21 protein-coding genes are annotated in these 26,084 nt (G+C 67.8%); 13 read left to right on the forward strand and 8 right to left on the reverse strand.

What is annotated here, in order from left to right; all coding sequences use genetic code 11:
- Positions 1-163: 163 nt before the first annotated feature.
- Entirely contained in the window at positions 164-1,732 is a 1,569-nt protein-coding gene (locus GXW78_RS25550; RefSeq protein WP_211871748.1) for a GMC family oxidoreductase, read from the forward strand.
- Positions 1,733-1,888: 156 nt separating this feature from the next.
- Here GXW78_RS25550 and GXW78_RS25555 read toward each other — a convergent pair whose 3' ends face one another.
- Positions 1,889-2,857 carry a Bug family tripartite tricarboxylate transporter substrate binding protein gene (locus GXW78_RS25555; RefSeq protein ID WP_211871749.1) on the reverse strand — a complete coding sequence of 323 codons (969 nt, stop codon included), beginning with the start codon at positions 2,855-2,857 and terminating at the stop codon, positions 1,889-1,891.
- Between the two features lie 295 nt (positions 2,858-3,152).
- Complete coding sequence (locus tag GXW78_RS25560; protein WP_211871750.1) at positions 3,153-4,223, reverse strand: class I SAM-dependent methyltransferase; 1,071 nt, start codon at positions 4,221-4,223, stop codon at positions 3,153-3,155.
- Positions 4,224-4,737: 514 nt separating this feature from the next.
- On the opposite strand from GXW78_RS25560, the gene GXW78_RS25565 reads away from it, so the two are divergent.
- The 4 genes from GXW78_RS25565 to GXW78_RS25580 all read left to right on the forward strand — a co-directional run bounded on the left by GXW78_RS25565 (position 4,738) and on the right by GXW78_RS25580 (position 8,521).
- A complete protein-coding gene (locus GXW78_RS25565; RefSeq protein WP_211871751.1) occupies positions 4,738-6,765 on the forward strand; it encodes an FUSC family protein in 2,028 nt (675 codons plus the stop codon).
- Entirely contained in the window at positions 6,762-6,986 is a 225-nt protein-coding gene (locus tag GXW78_RS25570) for a DUF1656 domain-containing protein (protein ID WP_211871752.1), read from the forward strand. The genes GXW78_RS25565 and GXW78_RS25570 overlap by 4 nt, the downstream gene beginning before the upstream one ends.
- Positions 6,973-7,881 (forward strand): efflux RND transporter periplasmic adaptor subunit, encoded by a 909-nt coding sequence (locus GXW78_RS25575; protein ID WP_211871753.1) that lies wholly within the window; start codon positions 6,973-6,975, stop codon positions 7,879-7,881. Before GXW78_RS25570 ends, GXW78_RS25575 begins: the two co-directional genes overlap by 14 nt.
- A gap of 382 nt (positions 7,882-8,263) precedes the next feature.
- Complete coding sequence (locus tag GXW78_RS25580; protein ID WP_211871754.1) at positions 8,264-8,521, forward strand: GlsB/YeaQ/YmgE family stress response membrane protein; 258 nt, start codon at positions 8,264-8,266, stop codon at positions 8,519-8,521.
- A gap of 521 nt (positions 8,522-9,042) precedes the next feature.
- On the opposite strand, the gene GXW78_RS25585 is transcribed toward GXW78_RS25580, so the two are convergent.
- Positions 9,043-10,065 (reverse strand): 2-hydroxyacid dehydrogenase, encoded by a 1,023-nt coding sequence (locus GXW78_RS25585; RefSeq protein ID WP_211871755.1) that lies wholly within the window; start codon positions 10,063-10,065, stop codon positions 9,043-9,045.
- Between the two features lie 47 nt (positions 10,066-10,112).
- The gene (locus GXW78_RS25590) at positions 10,113-11,684 is read right to left on the reverse strand and encodes an aspartate:alanine exchanger family transporter (RefSeq protein ID WP_211871756.1); all 1,572 of its coding nucleotides are present in this window, start codon (positions 11,682-11,684) and stop codon (positions 10,113-10,115) included.
- A gap of 485 nt (positions 11,685-12,169) precedes the next feature.
- On the opposite strand from GXW78_RS25590, the gene GXW78_RS25595 reads away from it, so the two are divergent.
- Complete coding sequence (locus GXW78_RS25595; protein WP_211871757.1) at positions 12,170-13,567, forward strand: tyrosine-type recombinase/integrase; 1,398 nt, start codon at positions 12,170-12,172, stop codon at positions 13,565-13,567.
- Between the two features lie 129 nt (positions 13,568-13,696).
- On the opposite strand, the gene GXW78_RS25600 is transcribed toward GXW78_RS25595, so the two are convergent.
- Positions 13,697-14,176 (reverse strand): SOS response-associated peptidase, encoded by a 480-nt coding sequence (locus GXW78_RS25600; RefSeq protein WP_211871782.1) that lies wholly within the window; start codon positions 14,174-14,176, stop codon positions 13,697-13,699.
- On the opposite strand from GXW78_RS25600, the gene GXW78_RS25605 reads away from it, so the two are divergent.
- The 5 genes from GXW78_RS25605 to GXW78_RS25625 all read left to right on the forward strand — a co-directional run bounded on the left by GXW78_RS25605 (position 14,093) and on the right by GXW78_RS25625 (position 20,287).
- Entirely contained in the window at positions 14,093-14,383 is a 291-nt protein-coding gene (locus GXW78_RS25605; protein WP_211871758.1) for a transposase, read from the forward strand. The two genes, GXW78_RS25600 and GXW78_RS25605, sit on opposite strands and share 84 nt — an antisense overlap.
- A 602-nt stretch (positions 14,384-14,985) precedes the next feature.
- Positions 14,986-15,516 (forward strand): hypothetical protein, encoded by a 531-nt coding sequence (locus GXW78_RS25610; protein WP_211871759.1) that lies wholly within the window; start codon positions 14,986-14,988, stop codon positions 15,514-15,516.
- Positions 15,517-15,583: 67 nt separating this feature from the next.
- Complete coding sequence (locus GXW78_RS25615; RefSeq protein ID WP_211871760.1) at positions 15,584-18,904, forward strand: ATP-binding protein; 3,321 nt, start codon at positions 15,584-15,586, stop codon at positions 18,902-18,904.
- Between the two features lie 190 nt (positions 18,905-19,094).
- Positions 19,095-19,955: a hypothetical protein gene (locus GXW78_RS25620; protein ID WP_211871761.1), complete on the forward strand. Its 861-nt coding sequence runs from the start codon at positions 19,095-19,097 to the stop codon at positions 19,953-19,955.
- A gap of 143 nt (positions 19,956-20,098) precedes the next feature.
- Positions 20,099-20,287, forward strand: a complete 189-nt coding sequence (locus GXW78_RS25625; protein ID WP_211871762.1) for a hypothetical protein — start codon at positions 20,099-20,101, stop codon at positions 20,285-20,287.
- A gap of 876 nt (positions 20,288-21,163) precedes the next feature.
- Here GXW78_RS25625 and GXW78_RS25630 read toward each other — a convergent pair.
- Both GXW78_RS25630 and GXW78_RS25635 read right to left on the reverse strand, forming a co-directional pair.
- A complete protein-coding gene (locus GXW78_RS25630) occupies positions 21,164-21,430 on the reverse strand; it encodes a hypothetical protein (RefSeq protein WP_211871763.1) in 267 nt (88 codons plus the stop codon).
- A 463-nt stretch (positions 21,431-21,893) separates the two neighbouring features.
- A complete protein-coding gene (locus tag GXW78_RS25635) occupies positions 21,894-22,247 on the reverse strand; it encodes a hypothetical protein (protein ID WP_211871764.1) in 354 nt (117 codons plus the stop codon).
- 132 nt (positions 22,248-22,379) lie between these two features.
- Here GXW78_RS25635 and GXW78_RS25640 point away from each other — a divergent pair, with 132 nt between their 5' ends.
- A complete protein-coding gene (locus GXW78_RS25640) occupies positions 22,380-22,562 on the forward strand; it encodes a hypothetical protein (RefSeq protein WP_211871765.1) in 183 nt (60 codons plus the stop codon).
- A 256-nt stretch (positions 22,563-22,818) separates the two neighbouring features.
- Here the strand turns inward: GXW78_RS25640 and GXW78_RS25645 are convergent, their stop codons facing one another.
- On the reverse strand, positions 22,819-25,101 hold the full coding sequence (locus GXW78_RS25645) for a response regulator (RefSeq protein WP_211871766.1): 2,283 nt from the start codon (positions 25,099-25,101) through the stop codon (positions 22,819-22,821).
- Between the two features lie 35 nt (positions 25,102-25,136).
- Between GXW78_RS25645 and GXW78_RS28675 the strand changes: the two genes are divergently transcribed.
- A complete protein-coding gene (locus GXW78_RS28675) occupies positions 25,137-26,057 on the forward strand; it encodes a DUF3987 domain-containing protein (protein ID WP_211871767.1) in 921 nt (306 codons plus the stop codon).
- The last annotated feature ends 27 nt before the right edge of the window (positions 26,058-26,084 follow it).

The raw sequence follows: 26,084 nt of genomic DNA on the forward strand, positions 1-26,084 counted from the left end.
CGCGTAGTGTCCCCGGCGGTCGCTCCCCGCATCCTCGATGGGATCGGGCTGCCATGTTGCAGGCTTGTCCGGAGATGGGGGTTGCGTCGGAAATTTCAATGGACGGATGCGCGGAGCCCTGGCCAGCCGTGACATCTCGGCGGGCCGGGAAACATCGAACGCCATGCATGACGTGATCGTAGTCGGGGCCGGGTCCGCCGGTGCACCGCTCGCCGCGCGGCTATCCGAGGACGGAAGGCGCCGCGTGCTGCTCCTGGAAGCCGGCCGCGACTGGCGCACCGCAGAGGCGCCCGCGGCGCTGCGTAGCGCGAACATCGTCCCCTTCATGCACGACCCCCGGCATCAGGCCGGCTGGCAGTGGCCAGGGCTGATGACACGGCGGACCGCGGCGCAGGAACCCCGCTACTACTGGCGCGGGAAGGCGATGGGCGGGTCCTCCACCGTCAATGCGCAGATCGCGATCCGCGGCGTGCCCGCGGCATTCGACGCCTGGGCGGAAGCCGGGTGTGAAGGCTGGTCAGCGCGCGACGTGCTCCCGCTGTTCGACATGATCGAGGACGATGCGGACACCGGCGCGGCGCCGGGTATCCGCCGCGGCGGGCCCCTGCCCGTCTTCCGCATGCCGGCCGAACGCTGGGGCGCGGTCGACTTCGCCCTGCGGGATGCAGCGCTGGCGGCCGGCTTTCGCTGCAAGGCCGACCTCAACGCACCCGAGGGCGAGGGCATATCCTGCAACCCGATCAATCTGCGCGACGGCGTGCGGGTGACGACGAACGACGCCTATCTGGAACCCGCGCGCGGCCGCGCGAACCTGACGATCCGCGGCAATGCCCTGGTGGACCGCGTGCTGTTCGATGGCAGCCGCGCGCGCGGCGTGCGGGTGCGCTTCGGCGATGCGTGGGAGGAGATCGAAGGCAGGGAGATCGTGCTCTGTGCCGGCGCGATCCATAGCCCAACGATCCTGATGCGATCCGGCATCGGCCCGGCAGCGGCGCTGGGCGCACTTGGCATCGCCGTGCGGCACGACCAGCCGGCGGTCGGGAAGAATCTCATGGATCACCCGATCCTGCGCGCGACGCTCGCGCTGAAGCCGGCGTTCCGGGCCCAGGGACCGGATGCGCGCCACACCAATTGCTGTCTGACCTATTCGAGCGGCCTCGCCGGTGGCGGCGAGCGGGACATGATCATGATCGCCTACAACCACCGCGGCCTGACCGCGGATGGCCAGCCGGCGGTGGGCGGCGCGGTTGGCGTCGCGCTCTACGATGCCTTCTCGCGCGGCATGCTGCGCCTGACCTCGGCCGATCCGGAGGCGCAGCCCGAGGTCGATGAGAACATGCTGGACGACCCCCGCGACCGGGAACGCCTGCGGGACGGCGTGCGGCGGCTCGCGCGGCTCGTGGCGCTCGATCCGCTGTCGCGCATCGCCGATGCCACCACCTTCGGCGACAGCGGGCTGTCCATGCCGGATGCCGCGGCACTGGAAGACGAGGCGCTGGATGCGCTGATGCTGCGCGAGGCCGGCGACATCCAGCACGCCGCCGGCACCTGCCGCATGACGGCAAATGAGGATCCGCGCGGCGTGGTCGATCCGGACCTCCGCGTTCGCGGGGTCAGTGGGCTGCGCGTCGCGGATGCCTCGATCATGCCGACCGACTGCCGCGCGAACCTGCACTTCACCTGCGTGATGATCGGCGAGAACCTGGCGAGGCGGATGCGCGCAGCCGGCTGACGCCTACCGCCCTGCGCGCCTTGGCGCCGCCTTGTCCCGGCGCCAGTTCGACCATGTCACCGATGTCGCCCGCGCGCGACGTCGCATCGGCAAGGCGCGACGGGACAGGGCCCTCCCCCGGCGAGACGCTGCGCGCGGGATCGGTTCGCGGCGCGCCTACTGGCCGGCGAAGCGCCCGATCCTGATGGCGCGGGCCACCGTCTCGTGCTCGGCGAGGCTCTCCGCCATCAATCGCCGCATCTCATCCCCCTGCGTGCGCAATGGCACGAAGGCGAGCTGACGCATCACTTCCCGCACTTCCCGGCTGTCGCCCGCGGCGAGGAGCACCTCCGTCCAGCGGGAGGCGACCGCTTCCGGCAGGCCGCGTGGCCCACCGAAGCCGATCCACGGCTTCGCCGACCACGAATAGCCAAGTTCGGGCAATGTCGGGACGGCGGGGAATTCCTCGCTCTTGTCGGCATTGAGAATGGCGAGGATGCGCAGCGATCCGTCCCTCACAGTGGGCAGGACCTCGCCCGAGACCACCGCACATTGGATGTGCCCGCCGAGTAGCGCCGTATTGGCGGGCGCCCCGCCCGTGAACGGCACGAAGGTGACGTCCACGCCCTCCTCGGCAAAAAGCCTCGCCATGTTCAGATGCGAGTTCGCCCCGATCGCTGCCACGCCCACCGTCAGCTTTCCAGGCTCCCGGCGAGCATAGGCGATGAGGTCGCGCAGGCCGCTGAAGGGTGCGGTATTCGCCACCACCACGAAGGTGAGGAAGCTGCCATAGGTCATCAGCGGCGTGAAATCGGCGACCGGGTCCAAGGTCATCGTCACGAGCTGCGGTGCGACGGCGTTCGTGTTCACGCTCAGCAGACCGATCGTCAGCCCGTCCGGTCGGGCGCGGGCCAGTTCATTGAGCATGATGGTGCCGGCGCCGCCCGGCCGGTTCAGGATCGCTATCGGCTGGCCGATCATCGGCTCGGACGCACGCCCCATCGCGCGCTGCGTCACGTCGAACGACCCCCCGGCAGCATACGGTCCGAGGAAGGTCACCGGCCGGCCGGGCGCCCATTGCTGCTGGGCCGATGCCAAGCCGGGCGCCAGGATCATGGCGGTTGCTGCGCGGCGCGTGATCTTCATCCGGTTTGCTCCTTCGGGCACCCGTCATGATGGGACAGCACGACGGCCGAGGCCACCGATGCCGGCCCTCCACTGACGGATTGAAGGAACCACGTGCCGGAACTCGCTCCGCGCAGTTCGGGCGCGACTTGCGAATACAAGATCCTCTACGACGCGATCAGCACCGTGAACGTCACGCGCAGGCGCTGCTGGGGTAGTGTGTACCGGATCATGGAGGCGACGCTCGGCCCGTTCCCAAGCCCTCGTGCCGAAGCGCGGCGCTGGCGAGGTTTTCTGCGCAGCCCTCGACATTGGATCAGTGTGGCGACGTGGGCGGCCCCGGACCTCCGCGGCGCGCCCAGTAGGCGCCGCCGCCGGTCCCGATGCCATCGAATAGCGATGCGTTATCCCACAGCGGCGACAGGAGCCCGTGCAGTTGCGGCAGCTTCACCGCCCAGTGAACCGGCAGGAGCACCTCGTCGCCGCCATTGCCGCCAAGGAGATAAGCCATCAGCAGGTACTGCTCGTTGTAGAACCGCTCATCCCATGCGGACGGGTAGTCGCACGGGAGGAAGATGTCGTGGATGCCGTAGATCACACCGGGTGGGAGCGCCGGCATCACCTCCGAGAAGAATACGGTCACGTCCGAGCCGGGGAAGCTGCGATGGCTGTTGTCGATGAACAGCATGTCGCCGGCTGCAAGGCCTTCCCAATACGAGCCGGGGACGTCTTCCATCCTCTGCACGATCGTTTCATCGCATAGGTCGGACACTGCACCGCGCGGCTCCGGGTCGATCGAGACGATCCTCGTCGCCAGGCCGAGATCCGACACCGCCTGCCGCGCGAAGCGCGTTGAGATGCCGGAGCCGACCTCGAGATAGAGACGCGGCTGCCGTTCTGCGATCAGGCCGTAAAGCGCCGCGCCATCGAAGGGCGGAAACCAATCATTCTCCCAATGAGGCCGGGCCGGGTCTTCCTGGCATCGCGGAATGCGCGCCAAGGCATCCGCATGGCGGGCGATCCCTGCGATGGTTGTCGCGATCGAAGACTCGCTGCGGCGGAACAACTCCTCAATTTGCCGGCCTCCGGCCGCCCTGTCGATCGGACGCGCGACGGGGAAGTACGCGTAGTCGGTCACCAGAAGCCGGCTCTCATCCCGCGCCTGCCGAAGAGGCTTGGTGACACGATCGAGGGTCTCCCTGGCGGCGCGCTCGGCTCTCAGGGCGGCGTCGGCGGTCTGCAGCGCGGAGCGCTCCATTTGCAAGTCTGAGGCGGCGGCCTGCAACGCGGTCTGCGCCGCCTCCAGTTCCGCCCGCAGGCGGTCGCGATGATCCACAAGGCGGCGGAGAGCGGGCACCCGCAAGGCGAGCGAACGAATCTGACGCATGTGCAGATCCCCGGTGCGGCTCAGCGGGCCGGCAAAGTCCGACCGGCTCCGGAACATAGCTTGCCCGGCCCGACAATCGCTCGACAAGCGCAAACAGGCTTCAGAGCTCAGCACTCAATCAACGGCTTGAAGCGACACGGCTGGGCCGGATGCCGCAGGCGAATGACGGGCGGGTGCTCCATGGCATCAGCCATGTCATCGCGTGGCCTGTGGTGGCGCGATGCACCCGCCCCGACGCCCGCAGGGCGGCAAGCCGCATGGACGCGGTCGGCCGCAACCCGTCCGCTTCCGCCTCAATCAGTGGACCCTGAGCCGAGGAATGGTGCCAATTGCGCCGGCTCCCAGCACACCGCAGGCTCGGCCACAGGGGCGTCGAGCCACGCACCCTGCGCCTGAGGGCATGTCATCGCGAATGCCTGGATCTGGTGACGCCTGCATCGCAACCTTGTCGCTATTCTGCATCGTTGGCATTGGAGTCGCGCATGGAACCGAAACGGGCCGGCGGCGCACACCCATGACGGGCTGGCAGCAGTCGCTGCCGCGGTCCGGCGCGCCGTCCTGGCGGGCTCTGGCCGGCGCATTCCATGCCGGCGCGCCGCCGCTGCTGTTCGGCCTGCGCCTCGCCGCCTCAGTCTGCCTTGCGCTTTATCTCGCCTTCTGGCTGGAACTCGACGCGCCCGGCTGGGCCGGGACCAGCGCGGCCATGGTGTGCCAGCCGCAGCTCGGCGCCTCGCTGCGGAAGGGCTGGTTCCGCATGCTCGGGACGATCGTCGGCGCGGTCGTCGCCGTTGCGATAACGGCCGCCTTTCCGCAGGACCGCACCGGCTTTCTCATCCTGCTCGCGCTGTGGGGCGGCGCCTGCGCGCTGGCCGCGACGCTGCTGCGCAACTTCGCCGCCTACGCGGCCGGGCTTGCCGCACTCACCACCGCTGTCATCGTCAGCGACCAGCTGGGCGCGACGGGCGGGCCGAATGGCGACGCGTTCATGCTGGCGGTCACGCGGATGACCGAAGTCTGCCTCGGCATTGCCAGCGCCGGCGTCATCCTGGCCGCCACGGACCTCGGCGCGGCGCGACGCGGGCTGGCGACGACGGTCGCCGGGCTCATCGCCGACATCGGCGGCGGCTTCGCCGAGGCACTCGGCCGCGCCGGCGCCGACCTGCCAGATTCACGCCCCGTCCGGCGGGAATTCATGCGGCGCGTCATCGCGCTCGACCCGGCCATCGACCAGGCGATCGGGGAATCGGCGGCGCTGCGCAACCGGTCGCTGACGCTCCAGGCGATGCTTGCCGGCGGCGTCACCGCGCTCGGCGGCTGGCGGGCTGCCGCACTCCGGCTGGTCGGCCAGGCCGAGGCCGCCCCGATCCTCGCCGCCTTCCCGCCTGCCCTGCGCACCGCCTTCGCATCGCCCGGCCAGCAACCCCGGCTGCATGACCCGGCGCGGCTGGACGCCGAAGCTCGGGCGGCCGCGCGGGCGCTGGCGGACTACCCGGCGCGATCGCCCTCCGAACGGCTGCTCGCCGACCAGACGGCCAAGACGCTTGGCGGTCTTGCCGACATGCTGAATGGCCTGGCGTTGCTCGAGGGCGCCCGTGGCCGCGCCCCGCTCGGGCGTGGCGCCTGGCGCTTCCAGGTGCCGGACTGGCACCCGGCGCTGGTCAATGCCGGCCGTGCCATCTTGACCATCCTCGCCGCGCAGCTCCTGTGGATCGTCACCGCCTGGCCCCAGGGAGCGGTGGCGATCATCTGGGCGGCGGTGCCTGCCATCCTCTTCGCGCCGCGCGCCGACCAGGCGTTTGCCGGCGCGGTCGACTACATGCTCGGCAATGTCGTGGCAGTGACGGGAGCGGCGGTGGTCGGCTTCATGCTGTTGCCGGCACTCTCGTCTTTTCCGGCCTTCGGCCTGGCCCTCGCCGTTTATCTGGTGCCGGTAGGCGCGGTGCTGGCGAGCGGCTGGCGGCCTTCCGTCGCCATGGGCATGGTCGCTTCCTTCGTGCCCTTCCTCTCCCCGACCAATGCCATGGCCTACAACATTGCCGGCTTCCTCAACAATGCGGTGGCGCTGTTCGTCGGCTGCGGCATCGCGATGCTCGCCTTCCGGCTCTGGCCGCCGCCGCCGGTGGCGCATCAGGCGGCGCGGCTGCTGGGGCTCAGCCTTCGCGACCTGCGGGCGCTCGCCGCGGCGCCGCAACGCTGGACAGCCTCGGCCTGGACCGCGCGGCTCTACGCCCGGATCGCGGCCCTGCCCGACCAGGCCGCGCCGCTCGGCCGCGCACGGCTGCTGGTGGCGCATGATCTCGGGGAACAGATCCTCCGACTGCATGGCGAGATCCTTGACGCGGGCCGGTGCGCGTCGCTCGGTACGGCCCTCGCCGCCATCGCAGGCGGGCGCAGCGCCGCAGCCGTGGCGTGCCTTGCCGAGCTCGACCGCGCTCTCGTCGCGGACGGGCCGGCGGCGCTGCAAGCGCGCGCAGCGATCCTCGCGATCTCCGAGGCGCTGACTGACCACGCCGCCTACATCGACGACGGAGCGGTATCGTGAGATTCGCCGAGTTGTCCCTGTTCGGCGTCCTCGTCGCCCCCATCGTGCCGATGATGCTGGCCGCCTGGGCCGTCACCATTGCGCTGCGATGGGCCGCCGCGCGGCACGGACTGCTCCGCCATGTCTGGCATCCGGCGCTGTTCGTCTTCGCCGTCTATGTCCTGCTGCTCTCCGCCATCGTGCTGCTCACTGCCCATGGAGTTCCGGATGCCCTCCCCTGACGACGCTGCCCCGGCTGGCCAGGCTGCATCGCGCACGACCCCGCGCGGCGTACTGATCACGCTGTCGGCGGTGCTGTTGGCGGCCCTCGCCGGCTGGGCCGGTTGGCGGGCCTATATGGCGAGCCCGTGGACGCGGGACGCGACGGTACGGGCCTATGTCGTGACCATCGCACCCGAGGTCGCCGGCCGCATCGTTGCCCTGCCGGTGGCCGACAACGCCTTCGTTCGCCGCGGCGATCTGCTGATCGGCATCGATCCCACCGACTACCGCATTGCCGTGTCGCTGGCCGAGGCGGCCCTGCAGCAGGCGAGCGCCAATGCCGACAACGCCGCGCATGAGGCGCAGCGCCGCGCCCGCCTCACCGACCTCGCCGTCTCGCTCGAGGAACAGCAGAGCTACGCGGCGCATGCGGCTTCCGCGCAGGCGCTGGTGATGGAGGCGCGCGCACGGCTCGACCGGGCACGCGCCGATCTCGACCGCACCGAGATCCGCGCGCCGGTCGATGGCTGGGTGACGAACCTCGCCGCGCGGCTCGGGGACTATGCGAGCGTGGGGCAGAACCGCATCGCGGTGGTCGATGCCGGCTCCTTCTGGGTCGATGGGTATTTCGAGGAGACGGCCCTCGCCGCGATCCGCCCCGGCGACGCTGCGACGATCCGGCTGATGAGCCACGATGCGCCGCTGCGCGGGCGGGTGGACAGCATCGCGCGCGGCATCGCGGTCGCGAATGCACAGCCGAACCAGCAGGGCCTCGCGACGGTGAACCCGATCTTCACCTGGGTGCGCCTGGCGCAGCGCATTCCGGTGCGCATTCACATCGATGCCGTGCCGGAGGATGTCGTGTTGTCGGCCGGCATGACCGCCTCCGTGGAGATCGAGACGCGGGCGCGATAGGTCGGATCACCCCACTGCGCCGCAGCTAATCAGTAGGGCGCAGCATGGGCAGAGTGGCTTCAGAGCGGTCCTGGCAGGGGAAGCGCCGAATAGCGCCGCGACTGCTCGGGACCGGAAGCGGATTGCGCGCCTAACTCAGTGACCGGTCCCGGAGCAGAGCGGGTGCTGATCAGGCGTGTCCATGAGTTGTCGCGCATGGCCGGCGGGAGCATCTCATGCCTCCGCTACCCAACGCCACAACACGGCGCCGAAGGTGTGTTGGCGACCGGTGCTGAGAGCCGCGGGACCACCGAATACTGACCCATCACGCAACCATTCCGGTATAGTGCCGTTCAGCGGTTCGCAGGCAGCGGCGCCCGCTGCTCGGAAGGGGGACCTGGCTATGGACGACCGAAGCATCGGCTGGATTGCGGCGATCATCATTGGCGGCTTCGCCGGATGGATCGCCTCCGCACTCATGAAGTCCGGCACCGGCATTTTCCTGAACATCATCCTCGGCATTATCGGCGCCGCGATTGCCAGCCTCCTGTTCGGCATGGTGGGCGTTTCGTTCGGCGGATGGCTCGGCTACCTCGTGGCCGGTGTGGTCGGGGCGTGCATCCTGATCTGGGCCGTTAGAGCGATCCGGGGCGCGCGTTGACGGCAATGACGACGGCCTGATCGCCGGCGCGGGCTCGCCTCACCGGCGGGGGCGCAGTCCTCCCGTGTTGTGCGGCGACAAGCCGTTGTAGATGGGCGCCGCTGGGAAGTCCCATCTGCGCTGGTCACCGCCGAAGAACAGCGGTTCGAGTACGCGGCCGATCAGGCCGTGTCGTGATGCAGCGGAAGCCAGCTCGCCAGGCGGATGCCGGCGTTCAACGAGAAAGCCTCCACGCAAGGCACGGCTCCGCTGCGAAATCTGACGTCGCCGGTGACCCGGCCCGTCCCAGCATCCGCTCCGTCCACGCGTCATCGTCCGGGCCTGCGATGCGGGCGAACTGGTCCAGCAGGCCCGACTGATCGATCGGGGACGCAAGGAGGTGCACGATCGGCACCTCTGCATGCTTGTCCTCTCGCTCGACGCACCCTTGCCTCCAGGATCATCCGAGAGGTCAGCAGCAGCAGCACGCGGTCGCTTCGCCGGGATGCCACGTAAAATCGCGCGCCAGGTCGAAGGAGCCGTTACCCATGTGCCACCGCTCGCGCTGGCAGCGCGACTTCCGCGGCGCCGAGTGCTCCGCCCGCAGCGATGGTGCTCGCGTTGCCCAACGTCACCTCGGCGATCGCGCCAATCGCCTCGGCAGTGAAGAAGGCCTGGTGGCCCGTCACCAGCACATTGGGGAAGGTCAGCAAGCGGGCGATGACGTCATCATTCAGAATCTTGTTGGAGAGGTCCTCGAAGAAGAGGTCGGCCTCCTGCTCGTAGACATCAATGGCAAGGCCGCCGAGCCGGCCGGATTTGAGGGCATCGATCACTGCATCCGTGTCGATCAGCGCGCCACGGCTAGTGTTCACCAGCACCATCCCCGACTTCGCGAGGGCGAGCGTCTCGGCCCGGACCACATGATGGGTTTCGGGTGTCAGGGGACAATGCAGCGTCAGGATGTCGGCCTGGGCGGCGATCTCGCGAGGCGCGGCGTAGGTGACGCCGATCGCCATCAGTTCCGGGTCGGGACGGACGTCATGGGCCAGGACGCGGCATCCGAAGCCGCTGGCAAGGATGCGCGCGACGATGGCGCCGATCTTCCCGGTGCCGAGGACGCCCACCGTCTTACCGTGCAGGTCGAAACCGAGAAGCCCTTCGAGCGCGAAGTTTCCATCTCGCGTGCGCTGATGGGCTCGGTGGATGCCGCGCACGAGGCTGAGGATCAGTCCGATGGTGAACTCCGCCACGGCATGCGGCGAATAGGCAGGCACCCGGGCGACCTTCATCCCCAGGCGCTCCGCCGCCGCAAGGTCGACATTGTTGAACCCGGCGCAGCGCAGCAGCACCAACCGCGTGCCATCCGCGGCGAGCCGTTCCAGCACGGCGGCGCTAAGGTCGTCGTTGACGAAGACGCAGACGGCTTCCGCTCCAGCCGCAAGCGGCGCAGTGAGTGGCGCGAGGCGCGGTTCAAGGTACAGAATCTCGTGCCCCATGCCCTCGTTCACCGCATCGAAGCTCCGACGGTCGTAGGGCTTGGTGCTGAACATGGCGATGCGCATGGTCGTCTCCTCCCGGTCCGCGCCTCCGCGGCCTGTTTTCGATGCCGTCAGCCGAGCATGAACTGGACGGCGATGATCTTGGCGATGGTCATGGTGGGGAAGACAATGGCGTAGCCCACATCGGCGCGGTCAGACCCGAGCATCCGGTTGGCGCCGGCGAGGATGGCCGGGTTGCCTGTGGCCCCCGAGCAGACGCCGAACAGGTCGTCCATGCGGATACGCAGAAGCAGGTGGCCGACCAGGAGTACGGTCAGCACAATGGTCGCGAGAACAAGGGCGGCGCCGAGGAGGACCGCGAGGCCTTGTGCGGCGACGGTATCGACGAAAGGCCGGCCGGAAGCGATGGCGACCTGGCCGAGGAAGATCGACAGGCCGAAATTGCGCAGCACCATGTTGGCCGCCACCGGCATGCGCCAGCCAATCCCGAAGGTGCTGCCCCGCCAGCCGAGGAACAGGGCGACGACCAACGGCCCGCCCGCGACGCCGAGGCTGAAGTTCCCACCGCCCGGCAAAGGGATCGTGATCAGCCCCACCAGCAGGCCGATTGCCATACCGATGCCCATGGAGACGAAGGACAGCTCGGCGTTCCCCTTCACGCTGTCCCCGAAATGCGCGACGAGGTCCGGGCGGCGCCCCGCTTCGGCAAGCAGCACGAGAACGTCGCCGTATTCGAGCTCGAGATCGGGGCCTGCCGGCATCAGGGAATCGCCACGACGGACCTGGGCCACCCGCACTGGGAAGCTCGGCTTCGGCATGGTGGCCAGGGTGCAGCCACGGAAAGCCGGCTTCGAGACGATGACTCGAATCACATCGAGGTCGGCGCGGTCCTTTGCCAGGCGACCCTCCTCCTCCTCCCCCAAAGCGGCCACGGCTTGGTTCACGGCAGCGGGTGGGCCGAGGATGAGCAACCCATCGCCTGCGCTGAGTCGTGCACCTGGTTCCGCCGGGGCGTTCTGATGGTTGTGGCGCATGGCCAGGACGGTGACGCCCTCGGGTAGGCTTGCGCTGATCTCGGCGACGGTGCGGCTGGCCGCATCGGGACGCAACGTGATCTCCGCATGCCGCAGCGTCGGACTGGGGGTGGGGATCTTGGGGTGGAATAGCCGCAGCACGAAGCTCATCAACAGGATCGGGCCGATCACGCCGATCGGATAGGCGACGGCATAACCGATGGTCGGTTCAGGGCCCCCGCCAGCGGCTGTGATCGCGGCTTGCAGCGCGGAGGTGCTGGTACCTGCGCCGGCGAACATGCCAGCCTGGATCGCGGGCGACAGCCCGAGCACGCTGCCGACCGCCTGAGCGGTGAAAAGTGCGGCTATGACGGCCACGAGCGCGAGGACGATCCAGCGCAGCCCCGGCCCCTTCAGCCCGGCCACGCATTGCGCCCCGTACTGAATGCCGGTGCCATAGAGGAACATCAGCAGCCCCAGCGTCCCCACCAGCCCAGGCGGTGCAGAACGCGGAGCGATCGCCCCGATGGCGAGGCCGGAGAAGAGGACCGCGCCTGCACCGAAAGTCACGCCGAGGACCGGGATCTGGCCAAGCGCGTAGCCGAGGCCGATAGCGATGAAGAGGGCAAGCATAGGCGAGCCCTCAAGAATGCTGCCGAGCAGCGCCATGGCACCGTTCTCTCCCCGCCCGCATCCGCGGTTCGCGGTGCAGGCTTCAGCAGAGAATGCGCGTACCGCGATGCTCCGTGAAGGGTAATGATGCCTTTGACGTGATAGGGCGCAAGGCGGCCAACGGTAGGGCCACGCGGCGCTTCGTCGCCACCATGAGCGATTGCAACGTCACGGCATCGCAGCGCGCCGACACGAAACGGACAATGTTCGATCACGGACGAGCAGGATCCGATCGAACCCGATCATGAGCGCTCAGAACTGGGCGTTGGAGAACCTGGGCGTCCGACAAGCCCACCTAATGAAAAGGTTGGCGTCCTCTACGGACGCCAACTGGCAAGCCAGTGCCGTCTACGTAAAGCTTGTCTCTCAGCCTTCTAACTTGCCTTTGGCGCAATCCTCCATCTACACATGTCTAGGCCCCTCCACCCCTACCCCCATTCTGTTTGGGGGTAGGATCGGGGGTAGAGCGTTGGGGTGCGCGAATGGGCAAGCTGACGGCGGTGATGGTGAAGGCGCTCCGTCACGACCCCGCCAAGGGCAAGCGGCCGGTGCGGTTCGGCGATGGTGACGGCCTATATTTGCAGATCGCCCCCGGCACCAATGGCGACACGAAATCTTGGCTGCTCCGCTTCACGCTACACGGCAAGGCTCGCGAGATGGGCTTAGGGCCAGTTGGCGAGCTGCCTGCCGGCATTCCGTTGGCCGAGGCCCGCAAGCGAGCTGCTGCCGCCCGCGCCATCCTGGCGGCAGGTCATGACCCTATCGAGGAACGCCAGCCTGGCGCCCGCGAGCAGCAGGCCCAGCGAAAAGCCGCCGCGGAAGCCGGGGCCCGCACCTTTCGCATCGTCGCCGCCGCCTGCATCAAGGCCGAGGAGCCGGGCTGGAAGAACAAGCGTACCGCGCTGTTGTGGACCTCGTCCTTGGAGAATCACGCCTATCCGACCCTCGGCGACTGGCCGGTCGCCGAAATCGACCGAGCAAAGGTGCGCGAGGCCATCGACGCAGTTTGGACCTCGGCGCCATCCATCGGGCGGAAGGTGCTGAGGCGCATCGCCACCGTCCTGCGCTATGCCGCCGCGCATGGCTGGCGGGCGAACGACAATCCGGCCGACGCGAAGATGCTTCGCTATGCCGGCCTCCCGCCCCTGCCCGGCGGTCGCAAGCAACCATCCCTGCCCTGGGCACGGACGCCGGCCTTCCTGACCGCGCTAGACAAGCTGGACGGTGCTTCCGCCTTGGCGCTGCGGTTTCTGATCCTGACGGCGCTGCGCTCCGGCGAGGTGCGCCAAGCGCGATGGTCCTGGGTGTCCATTGATGGCACGCCGACGCTCACGGTCCCTGGTGAGGTGATGAAGGGGAAGAAGTCGGGCGAGGTGCAGCCGCATCGCGTGCCGCTGCCGCCCGCAGCCCTCGAAGTGCTCGTCCATGCCTATGCCTTCGCCACCGCCGGTAAGGCCACGGCTGCCGAGCTGCCCCGCCTCGCCGCCCTGCGCGGCGATGCGCTGATCTTTCCCAGCGCAAAGCGTGGCGTGCCCTTGTCGGATATGGCGCTATCGGCGGTGCTAAGACGGATGAACTCGGATCGGCCAAAAGGAAGGCCAGCCCCGTGGCGCGATGCCGATGGCCGGGACGCAGTGCCACACGGGTTCCGTGCCACGTTCTCGACCTGGGTCGATGACATCTGCCCAGAGGAACGGGAGGCTGCCGAGCGGGCCCTTGCCCATGAGATCGGGAATAGGGTGTCAGGGGCCTATCGCCGCTCCGACCTGTTCGACCGGCGCACGCCGCTCATGGCGGCGTGGGCCGAGCACTGCACTCGAAAACCCACCATCGCGGCCTCGTCAGTACGCTCACGCCGCAGCGCGAAGGCGGCCACGTAGAGCCGCAACGCAACGTGTTTTCCAGCGGAGACGCTGGCAACGGTGGCAAGGGTCCGTCGGCCGATGGGCCGTTGGAATCGCAAAATTCGGGGTGCCCCCACCCAATCCACCTAATCGGAGCGCTGCCGCCTACCGCGCCGTCAGCGGCCGGATCGTCTGCACTCCTTCGTCCGCAGGGCGCAGCAGCGTGCTAGCGTCGCCCTCCACCCCGCCGAGCCACACAGGCCAATTCCCCGCTTCGAGGACAACCGGCATGCGATCATGGACGGAGGACAGCAGGGCGTTGGTCTCAGTCGTGATGACGCAGTACGAGCGCGTCACGGTGCCCGCGCTGTCGCGATGCCCCTCCCACAACCCGGCCCAGGCCATCGGCGTCCCGTCCGCGCGCTGGATCGAGAAGCGCTTTCCCGGCTGCACCTTTGTGCTGCGCTGGAAGTACTGATCCACCTGCACGATGCAGCGCCAGGCTCGGAAGGCGACCGCAAGGAACGGGCTAGTCACTACCGTCTCGAAGCGGCGGTGCTCATGGACAAGGCCAGCGACAGCGTGGCCCGAGGCGAGGGGCTGGCCGAGGCCGGCATCGCCGAGGGCATCATGCATCGCGGTCATGCTCGGCGCCCGATCACCGCTTGGCGACGCTGGCTGAACCAGGCGCTGGCGCCGATCCGCGGCCAGGTGGAACGCGCCTTCGGCACGATGAAACGCAGCTACGGCTGGCGCCGCGTGCGCTACCGCGGCCTCTCGCGCAGCGGCGCCCATCTGCACCTGCTCTGCACGGCGATGAACCTGCGGCGTCCCGAACGGCTCAGCGACTGACGGGCGACGTGCGTCCGCAGCCCGGCCTCGGACCGCCGAAGCCGCCAGCCCCAGCCGCTTCCACGCCGCGTCCTCGTCTCAGCCAACCGATCAGGCCGGTTTCGCAGAGGTCTTCTACGGCACACATGGCACCGCACCGCGTATGAGCTCCAGCTAGTCCAACGGCAGCAGGGTGTCCCGCCGGAAAGAGACGACGATCGCCTCATCCTCGATCGAGAGTGCGGCGAAGCGTGGCTCGGCGGAACCGGCTCGTCGATCCGCGACATCGCTTCGCGCGCACGATTTCACGGTGGTCCTTGGGTTCTCGCCATGTCGGCGGGCCAGGGGTGGAAGTCTCGCTGACTGTGCTGGATCGCGCCAAGGTAGCGTCAGCCGTAAGGGTGCAACGGCGAGAAACCTGGCCCTGAGCGCGTGCTTCAATGCCCAGGAGGAGACTGCGCCGTCGAACCAAACAGCTAGGTCCTCACGCCGAGCTAGCATTTCTGTGCGCCATCAGAATATCTTCGAAAGGACTCTTGCTGGCTCAAGCAATGCGGCCGCTTCGGCTCCGGCGCGTCCCTCCGGAGGAGGAGCCAGGGCCCCCGCAGAAGAAGGATCGGCACGTGGAGCATTACCTCATCCAGCTATCCTACACCGCGCTGGCCTGGCAGCAGCAGATCGATAGGACGACCGACGCGGACCAGCGCTTTACTGCTGTGCGAAAGCTAATCGCACGGCTCGGTGGATCCTTCGCGCGCTACCACTTCTTCGATGGCGGCGAGCCCCCAACCGAGGATGTCCCGCCTTTTGTCGTCGCCGACAAGTTCGTTGGCATCGGCGAAGATGATGTCATCGCCATCGTTGCGCTGCCCAGTAGCCTAGCGGCCCGCGCCTTCTCCATGGCGATAGCCGCCGAGGGCGGGGTCAAGAGCGTGCGACTTACGCCGCTGCTCGGGATACCGCAGGCGGTGCAGGCCATGGGCATGGCGAAGGACGCGATCGCCATGGCGGGCTACTCGGCGCCCGGCGGCGCTGCCACGAGTTGGGAGGGCGCAACGCCCACGACCGCCGCCCGATCGGGAGAACGAGGCGTCGAGACCACGCCCCATCCCGAGCGGCCGCTGGGCCGCCGTGGCTCCCGACCGCGGAGCTAGGCGCGGCGAGGGTACCGGCGGACGGGCCGTCGGGGAGCCCCGCAGCCCTGGCGCCACCCCCGCCAACGTGTCGCGCCCCGTGTTGGTCCCGATTGCTCATGCTGCCGGAGGAGCGCTCGCCGCGCGAGCGTCCGGGCTCCAAGGCGAGCGTGCTGCGACGGTCCTCAAGGCTGCCACGGGCCGCCGGCGCGGCAGCAGTCGGCTAGCGAGCGCGGCGGGGGAGCGCCAAGTTGCGGGAAGCGAAGGGGCCACGCTGGAGAATGAGCGCAAGCAGATCACGGTTCTGTTCGCTGACATCTCCGGGTCGACGCAGCTGATCAGCGGCCTTGACCCGGAAAACGCCTGGGCGGTCATCAAGCCACTCATCCAGTCCATGGTGGACGCGGTTGGGATGTACGGCGGGACCGTGAATCAGATCCTCGGCGACGGGATTATGGCGCTGTTCGGAGCGCCGGCCTCGCTCGAGGACCACGCCTTCCGCGCCTGCTGCGCCGCGCTGCGCATGCACCAAGTGCTCGGTCACGTCTCCTCGGGCGCGGACGGAGGCGACACTGCCTCCGCCGTGGTGCGGATCCACGTCGGCATTGCCACTGGCGAGGTGCTGGTTGGGACCGTTGGCTCAGACCTCAACTGGACCTACAGCGCCGTCGGCGAGGTAATCCATCTCGCATCCCGCCTCATGCAAACGGCCGAGCCTGGCAAGACGCTCTGCGCCGCCGAGACAATCCACCTGGCGGGGGAGTTGGTGACGGCGACTGCGGTTGGCGAAGTGGCCTTGCGCGGCCTGCCTGGTGCGGTGGCAGTCTACCGCCTGCTCGGTGCTAGAAGCACGCGCGCGCGCTTCCACGCGAGAGCGATGCGCAGCGGTCTCAGCCCCTTCCTGGGGCGGGACGCGGAACTCGCCCTGTTGCAGGACCGCCTCGCGCGCGCCGGCGCCGGGCAAGGCCAGGTTGTAGCGCTGGTCGGTGACGCCGGGATTGGCAAGTCCCGGTTGATCTGGGAACTCACCCACTCGCCCCACGTCGAGGGTTGGCGAGTGCTTGAGGCGGGCGGCGTCTTCTACGGCAGGGACATCCCGCACCACCCCATTGCCGAGCTATTGAGGACGCTCTTTGATATCGGTGACTTGGACGATGCGGGCAACACGCACCGGAAGGTGGCCGAGGGGCTCAGATTACTCGGCGAACCGCTTTGGGACGCGGAGGCAGGAATACTGGCGCTGCTCAGCCTCGACCCCGCTACGCGGGCTTGGGCCGAGCTAGACCCGCACCGCCGGCGCGGTGCGGCGCGTGAGGCCTTTCTGCGGCTCGTGAGGCGGCTCAGCGAGGACAGGCCGCTGCTCCTCGTTGTCGAGGATCTCCATTGGGCTGACGACGAGACCCGCGCACTGCTCGCGGGACTACCGGGCCTGATCGCCGGGTCAAGGCTCCTCCTGCTGGCGGATTACCGCGCGGAGGGCGCAGACCCGGGCTGGCCGGAGGACGAGGCGAACGTGACGCGCCTCGCCCTCGCTCCGCTCTCCGCAGCTAGCACGCGGCGGCTCGTCGAGAGCGTCGTCGGCGTCCCCGCAACCGTCGCGGCGCTCGGGGAGGAACTGGCGGAGCGGACGGCAGGCAACCCGTTCTTCCTCGAGGAGACCGTGCGAGCGCTAGTCGAGGCGAAGGTGCTGGAGGGCGAGCCCGGCGCTTTCCACGCCACGGGGGCCCATTCGGAACTGCGGGTGCCGGCCTCGGTGCACGCCGTGCTCGCCGCGCGCATCGACCGCCTCGCGCCGCTCGAAAAGCGCATGCTGCAGGCCGCCTCGGTGATTGGCAATCGCTTCCCGCTCGTGCTGCTGCGCGCCCTGCTGCGCGACGCGCCGCAGGAGCAGGTGCTCAACCTCCTCTTCCGCCTGGAGGACGCTGGGTTGGTCCATGAGAGCGACCTCTACCCAGAGCCGCACTACGCCTTCGCGCACGCGCTGACGCGCGAGGTCGCCTACGATGGCATGCTGCGGAAACGCCGGTGCGCGCTCCACGCCGAGACTCTGCAGGCGATCGAACAGGTCCATGCGACTCGGCTGTCCGAGCAGGTGGAGACGCTTGCCTACCACGCTGGGCGCGGTGAAGTGTGGGACCGTCTCGCCGTATACGGGCGTGAGGCCGGCCAGCGTGCCTCCGGTCGCTCGGCCTATCGCGAGGCGATCCGACATTTCGAGCAGACGTTGCTCGGGTTGGCCCGCCTTCTCCCCCTGCGCGAGGCGCTCGCCGAGTCGGTCGATGTCCGCTTCGAGCTGCGCAACGCCTATTTCCCGCTCGGCGAGATCACCGCCGACCTTCGCAGTATGCGTGAGGCTGAGCGGCTCGCTGCCGAACTGAAGGACCGGAGCAGACTAGCCTGGGTCTCGGCTTTCGTCGCGCGGGACCTTTCGCTGCTCGGTCAGCCTGAACAGGCGCTGGAGGCGAGCCGGCGCGCACTGGCCCTGGCGGACGAGGTGGGGGAGCCGGACCTGCGGGTGCTTACGCGCTCCTACATCGGCCAAGCGCACTACGCGCGCGGTGACTACGCCGAGTCCGCCGCGACAATGCGCGAGGTGCTAACCGAAATCGCAGGGGCGGAGGTGCAGCGCGCCTTCGGTCTGCCCTTGCCGGCACAGGTGGCGTTCCGCGGCTGGCTAATCTGGGCGCTTGCGCGCCTGGGCGAGTTCGACGAGGCAGAGCGGTGCGGCGACGAGCTTCGCCGCGTCGCTGCCACGATCGGCAAGCCGCTTGGCCAAGCCGTCGCGCTCTACAGCCGCGGCTTCGCCCTAGTTCACCAGGGGCGTTTTGAGACGGCGATCCCGCTGCTCGAGCAGGGGCTCCGCCTTTGCAGCAAATGGGGCTTCGCCGCGTGGTTCACCAACCTTGCCTCGACGCTCGGCCATGCACTCGGCCGCGTCGGCCGGACAGAAGAGGGGATGGATCTAATCTGGCAGGCGATCCGGCAGACGCGGGCCGTCGGCATCATGGTAAGCCATGCGAACGAGGTCGCGTGGCTTGCCGAGGCACACTTGGTACGAGGCCAGTTCAACGAGGCCGCTCGGCACGCACAGGATGCGGTCGAACTCGCGCGGCGCTACCAGGAACGTGGGAACGAGGCCAACGCACTCCGCGTGCTCGGCGAGGTGGCGTTGCGGACGGAAGATGCGGATCTCGCGGCGGCAAGGGCGCATTTCTGCGCCGCGCTCGAGGCAGCCTCCGCCTGCGGCATGAAGCCCATGGTCGTAGCGTGCAAGGACGGGCTCGAGCGGCTCCGCCGACGGCTTGGACGCGACAGGGTCGGTGGTGCCGATAGTGGTCGGCCGGAGCGCCCGCCTGCCGCCGCCTCGGAGCCGGTGCGCACGCGCCCCAAGCGGGGCCCTAAGGGATGATTGGCGAAAGGAGGCACGGGCGGCAGCCCGCTGTAAATGTGATTGCGGGCCTTCTTGCTACGGATAGGCGCTGAACATTCGGTCTCTGCAGACAATAGTGTGGCCTTCGAACTGCCTGGGATCATTTCAGCTTCGGCGCCGCGGAAAACGTTTTGATTCAAGATGGCTGCCGGAATGGAGGCCGACAGGCATGGCGCAGGCGCCGTCGAAGGAAATTCGAGACAGAGTGGTGGCGGCAGTGGAGGCGGGAGCGACGCACCGGGAGGCATCGGAACGGTTGCCGTCCGAGGGCGTGCGTTTCGCGGCGAGAGAATGCGCGCGGCTGTCCCGCATCGGCACGGAAGACCGCCATCGTCGTCGCCGGCCTTCGCAACTGGGGCTTGGTCACGCCGATGGTCCTCGATCCACAGATAAAGGGCGTCGCCTTCCAGGCCTATTCGGCGCGACGCTGCGGGCCGAGCATGCCGACGCCCGACCATTGATCCCGGATGCAGCGCCGCAGCTGCCGGCAATGCCGGGGGGCGAGGCCATCGCGCGAGACTACGGCACCACCGGCCTGACCCTGCGGAACCACCCGCTGGCGCTGCTGCGTCCGGTCCTGCGGCGCCTGCGGTGCGATGACAGCCGCACCCTGGCACAGGCTGCCCAGGGTCGGCGGGTTCGCGTGCCCGGTCTGACGCTGATGCGGCAGCAGCCCATGACGGCCAAGGGCGTGATCTTCGTGACCATCGAGGACGAGTTCGGCATGGCCAACGTGGTGGTCTATACGCACATCTCGACGCGCGACCGCGTGCAGCTGCTGACATCGCGGCTGATGCTCGTGGAAGGGCGTGTCGAACGGGAGGCCAAGCACGCCGAGGTGCCGATCGTGCATCTCATCGCGTCGCGGATCATCGATCGTTCGGACCTGCTCGACCAACTCAGCACCATTAATGATCAGGAAGATGGTGCGTGGGCGGAGCGGATGCTTGGTCGGGCGGATGAAGTGAAGCGGCCCGAGCCAGGATCTCGACGGTTGAAGGTACCGAGGACCGGTACCCCGAGGCATTGAGGACGCTTCACCGCTTGGCGGGAATCCTTGATCGCATGGAGAAGCAGTAGGGGAGCAGCTCCCAGCCTTACTGTCACCGTCATCCCTTCGATCTGGCCCGGCCTGCCGGGCTGGTGGCCGATGAAACAGCGGAACTCGCGCGTGTGGCCGATGCGCTGGATCTCGAACCAGAAGCCCGCTTCCCCGTATTCCTGGCGCGCCAGCTCGGCCGCTCGGTCGCGCGCTGCACGCTCAAGATCGAGGTCTTCGATGCGGCGAGGCTTGGGCATGACGGAGGAACGCGAGCGGGTCTGGGCGCGTTGCGAAACTCCAGCGGTCTGGCGAGGTTCTAACGCTGCCCTCTAAGGGCAATCGTAACTCGCACCCATCTCCCTACGCCCGTCGCTCCACGCGGCGGGCGGCTTCTTATCGCCCAACAGGCCGCGCGGGTGCCGAGGCGGACTGGCAGCGCTACTGAGCCTCCGCGGTCTCTTCGCCAAAAATTGCGGCGACACTGGCCCAGACACCAGCGTCACCCTCCCCAACGAAGGGCGCGTAGTTCAACGCTTCTTGGTACATCTGTTCAGACCACCGCAAGCTACTAGCGTATGCCGCGGAAAGGATCATCGCGATCAGTACGCCGGCCGCCATGGCGTTCCACTCCGGAGGGCGGCGCAGTATCCTCACGCCACTGGCCACCAGGGAAAGCAAAGCTAAGCCAGGGCCTGTGCTCCTGGCGTCTGGCGCAATAAGGCGCGACTTAGTAGCTTCAGGAAACGGGCACGTACTGAGCTTAGTCATTCCCAGCGCGCTCTCGATCTCCTCGCATCGGGCCTGAGCCGTGCGGAACTTGGCCTCAGCAGCTTGCAGTGCGCGCGCCGCAACTTCCAACTCTACGCACGCGCGATGGTATGCGTCACGCAATTCAGTCATTCACCCCGCCCCCCAGCGCTTTGTCTTGTAGATCAGCTAATCACGAAAGCGATGGTTAGCCGGGAAGTTGCGCGGCAGTCACGCACAAAGACGGTGATGTTGGATCGAGGGGCCGACTGCGCCTCCTAAAGGCTCCCAGAGTGGAAGCCGCCACTGCGGGCGGTGGCGGCAGCTAGATCGGTCGAACCGCCCAACAAGAAGCCCGCCGAGCGCAAGTCGGCTTGTGCTCTCCGTCACGATCCCTGGTTCGAGTGACCGCGCGGCCCGGGTAGGCTGCCAGACCAGCCCCGGGTTGCCTAGGCCGGCTCCTTCGTCTCAGCGCTGCCTTCCGGCACCGGCTGCAGGCAGACTTGAGCGATGCGTTGGAGCGCTCGGGCGAATGCGTGATGGAACTCAGGATCGCTGCCGCGGAGAATGTTCGTCTCGGCGGTCGCGGCGATGTCGCGCAGTTCGGTCGCAGTCCAGCCGCGCGGCAACACCCCCTCACGTTCCAGGTGCCCGGCGAGCCGCGTCAGCAGCGTCACCGAGACCACGCCGAGGATCTTCGCGTCGATCTTTTCCATGGTGCTCCTAGGCGGTCTCATGCGGCCGCGCAGCACGATAGCGCGAACGGGGCGGTCGGCGGTAACTCGGCGGCCTCACCGCAGCAGAACCAATCGAATCCCGCCCGGCAGGCCCAGCGCCTCGTCAAACCGATAATCGCGGCCGGTAAGGTCGCGCTCGGCCACGGCCCGAAGCCACGCAGCGTACTCATCGTGGATGCTCTGTCGCAGGCTCTCTCCGCTGGCCGCTGCAGCGGGGTTCTCGTCGCGAGAGTAGCCGAGCCGGTATGCTTTCGCCGGGCTCGGGGTGAAGTTGGCAGCCTTCCGCTCGATTGTGCGAACCACCTCAGTGGCCCATCGCCATCACCAACCTGATAGAGACCGCCAAACGCGCGGTATCGGCGGCCAGTTTGAGGGAAAGGGCGGCACCTGCGCTTACAATCCCTGCCAGCGACGAGTGCACGGCTCGTCCCGGCTCACCTGCTCAGCCCTGCCCGAAATCCCCCCGCGTCGAAGGATGCGGCCCTTCACGCTTGATGGTGTCGGCGGCGCGCACGTCCGGGCAAACCTGGGCCTGGATGCGCCGGTTGTCGCAAATGCAGCGCGTCCGCTGCGCGATCGATCCTATCGTTGCCATCGCCCCAAACCGCACGATGCCGGGGCGGATGCCGAGATGCAGGATCTTCTCGCACCCGCTGTAGCCGGCGCAGCAGAAGCTAAGCCAAAGGTGGTCGGCGTTTGCCTCCAGCCCCGCCAGCGCCAGCGTGCCATCCGCCCCTTGCCAGCGTGACGGCTGCACCTGGTCGCGGCGGCGGCATGGTGGGACGGCCTCGGGCATCCCCGTGGGATAGTGCGAGGCCGGGGCCTTCGCGCGCTGCTATCAACGTGATGTTTCAGTCGCCCGTCAAAGCGAACTCGTGCGCATCCGCGTAGTTGTTCTTTCGCGCTAACCTCACGGAGGACCAGCCACATGAGTCAGAACCAGAATCAGAACCCCAACCAGAATCCTGACCAGAACGAGCGCGACAAGAATCGGCAGCAGGGCGGGCAGCGTCAGGACGAGCAGCGGCAGCAGACGCAGGACAAGCCCGGCCAGCGGATCGACGAGAAGAACAAGAACCAGAACGAGCAGCAGCAGCAGCAGCGCCGCTAGCCGCCGTCTACGGCAACAAACTCAGGCAAGCCGCGGGGGGCTCGTCTCCCGCGCCTTGTTCGCGTGCGGAGCTCGGTTAGCGTCTTACCTGCTGGCTGGCCGCTGCCGCGTCCTGGGAGCATTGCACAGCTCAACTTGTGGTCCGACCGCCGATGCCTGTCGACGCGGATCGGGATGGCGGCCACGGCCGCGGCGAGAAAGCATGACGTGGAGCGATCAACACCGCCCCGATGCACCCCTAGACGGTGCTAAATCGTCAATCAGGCTCGATCACCGCCCGGCGTAGTGCAGAGATCAACTCCGCGTCGGCGATTGGCTTATGCAGCAACTGGGTTCTCGCCAATCGAGGTGCATCGGGTGAAAGCTCGCCGTATCCTGACGTCCAGACCACTGGCACACCGGCATCGGCAAGCGCCCACGCGATGGGATAGGCGAACTGCCCGCGCAAATTGATATCGAGCAACGCCACGTCCACCCGGGCTCGTTCCGCATGGGCAAGCGCTAGACCACTATCGAGGGTCGTCGCACGTCCTACGACGTCGCAGCCTAGTTTCCGGAGCCTTGCCGCCATCTCCAGCCCGACAAGTGCGTCGTCCTCGACTACGAGAACTCGGATGCCACGCAAGGCAACATCACACCTGGGGGCATTGTCTGGCCTCGCCGAAGTCGGAGGTGTGGCAGGCGTTGCTGTCGCAAGGTTCGCGGCAGCAACATCAATGTCGCATTCCAATCCCGCAGTGTGCCAGCCCCATCGCACCTTTCCGGCCAGTTGGCTAAACACGGTCTGCTCGATCAGGATCGATCCGAAACCCTGACGATCCGGCGCAGCGGTAATAGACGGTCCTCCATGCTCCAGCCAACGCATGTGCAGCGCGCCCGTTACGGCATCTCGGTGCCAAGTGACGGCCACGCCGCCTGTGGCGACCGATAGGGCGCCGTACTTCGCGGCATTGGTGGCCAATTCATGCACGATCATGGCTACGGCCTGCACCGCTTCCGGCCGGAGCGTGATTGGCGGTCCGGCCAGCGCGACGCGGCCGTGATAAGGCTCAGTCTCCTCTTTGAGGACAGAAAGAAGATCCGTGCCTTCCCACCGATCTTTAGCCAGGAGTGCGTGAGCTCGAGCAAGCGCTGCTACGCGTCCCTCAACGGCGTCGGCGTACTCCTCGATGTCGTTGGCGGCAGTCAGCCGCACGATGCTTTGCACGACTGCCAACATATTCTTCGCCCGGTGGTCCACTTCCCGCGCTAGCAAAGCCTGGCGCCCTTCGGCGGCGCGCCGTTCGGTTACGTCGAGGAACAGGGCGCCAAAACGACCGGGCTCAATGCGATAGGCGGAAACTTCGAACCAGCGACCGACAGGCTGCACGTAGTCCTCGATATGGGCAGGTTCACCGGTCTCAAGAACCTTCGCATAAGTGGCGAGCCAGCGAGGTCCGAGCCCGGGAAACAGCTCTGACGCTCGGCGGCCGGTGACCTTCGCGGCTGGGATTCCGACCATCCGATCCCAGCCACCGCTTACCTCGACGTACCGCCAATCCTTGGGCTCGCCGTCGGGGCTATACTCCATGTCGCAGATACAGAAGCCTTCCTTCATCCGCGTCAGCAACCCGCGCCAGCGGGCTTCGCCGGCAGCGGCGGCGTCGGCTGCTTCCCGCCGGAATTGGGCAAGACGCAAGTTCGCGCCGACCCGCGCCAGTAGTTCCCGCGCCGAAAAGGGTTTGACCATATAGTCGTCGGCGCCCGCATTAAGGCCCTCGACTTCGGCTTCCTCCCCAGCGCGGGCTGAGAGCAGCAGCACCGGGGCATCTGCAGTGCGCGGGTCGGCACGAAGGGCGCGCAACAGTGCGAACCCATCTAGCTGCGGCATCATCACGTCACTGAGGACCAGCGCCGGAGGATTGTCCAGGGCGGCTTGAAGAGCCTCCTGGCCGTCCTTCGCGGTTTCGACCCGATACCGGGCCGCAGCCAACAGCCGCGTAAGGTAGTCGCGCATGTCCGAGTTATCGTCCGCGACGAGTATCCGCGGCGCATTAGCGGGGATGGATGGCGCGCTGATCTCACGCGGGCTCGGCGCCGTCGCGTCGGCATCTGATGGCTTGGGCAGCCATCGCATCACTTCATCCACATAGGCCTCGGTGCGCGCCGAAGTTGATCCCGAGACCGAAGTTGCGGGTTGCGATGCGTGCGCGAGCTCGTCTGCTAAGAGTGGCGCGGTGCCGAGCGGTATGGCTATCGTAAAGACGCTGCCGCGGCCCGGCTCGCTCTGGACCCTGACATCGCCTCCATGCAGCCGAATGAGTTCCCGCACCAGAGCGAGACCAATGCCGCTGCCTTCATGGGAGCGGCCGGCCGCACCTTCGACGCGGTGGAATCGGTCGAAGAGGTACGGAAGCTCATTGGCCGGAATACCTGTACCGGTGTCGGAGACCGCCAGTATGGCAGTCCCCTTCAACTCGGTCAGCGTCACGCGGATCGATCCGGCAAACGTAAACTTCAAGGCGTTGGAGAGGAGGTTGAGGACGATCTTCTCCCACATCTCGCCATCGACATATGCAACCTGGCTGAGACACGATGCTGGACGGCATCGGCATGCTGGCGCGCGTGCTGCTGGTGGCGCCGGAGAGCACTGTCGGCACGCGGTTCTATCGCGAAGCCCCGGAGGCGTGCGCCACGAGCCTGGCGACCTATCGCCGCCAGCTCGGAGCTCTCCTGCGTCGTGCACCAGCGACCAGGGCGGACGACAACAGCGTGCTCGCGCCGCATGTGATGACCCTGTCGCCCGACGCCCGAGCGTTGTGGATCAGGTTCAGTGACCACATGGAGCGGGAAGCGGGCCCGGGTGGTGCATTCGCGCCGATCCGGGCCTGGGCGGCGAAGGCCGCGGAACATGCCGGGCGCCTGGCCGCAGCGCTGACCCTCTACGCCGACGACGAGGCCATGGACGTGCCGGCCGACCTCATGTCCTGCGGCATCGCGCTTGCCCAGCACTATGCGCTTGAGATGCTACGGCTCGCCTGTGCGGCCAGGACCAGCGCCGATCTACGCCTGGCCTCTCGGCTGCTCGCGTGGTGGCAGCAGCGCCCCACCCCACCTAACCCGGCTAATCCACCTAATCCAGCACCCGCGGCGCCGGCCGGATTAGGTGCTTTAGGTGGATTAGGTGGGGGGTACCCCTCCGAACTGAAAAACGCGGGGCAGTTGGCTCCAGCATCTCGCGAAGGCCGTGGTCGAGACGCTCACCGCCGGCGCCGACCGCGAGGCCGACGACGACGGTGGGGTCGTACTGGTGCGGCCCTCCCGGGCATCGGCACGTCCTGTCACCGGACATCATCGCGCAGTTGGAAGCCGCGCGACTGCTGCCGGAACTACCGCCAGCCATACCGGCGTCCTGCTTCGCGGCGCATGCGCGGCCCAGTGCCTGGTCGGACCCCAGCGACGAGCCAAGGGCCGGCGATCGTTGCTCCTGCGGCGGCCGGCGCTGGTGGACGATGAAGAAGATCCTCGACGGCTGGTGCTGCT

Origin of the sequence: Neoroseomonas terrae, assembly GCF_018129025.1 — a bacterium.
Taxonomy (GTDB): domain Bacteria; phylum Pseudomonadota; class Alphaproteobacteria; order Acetobacterales; family Acetobacteraceae; genus Neoroseomonas; species Neoroseomonas terrae.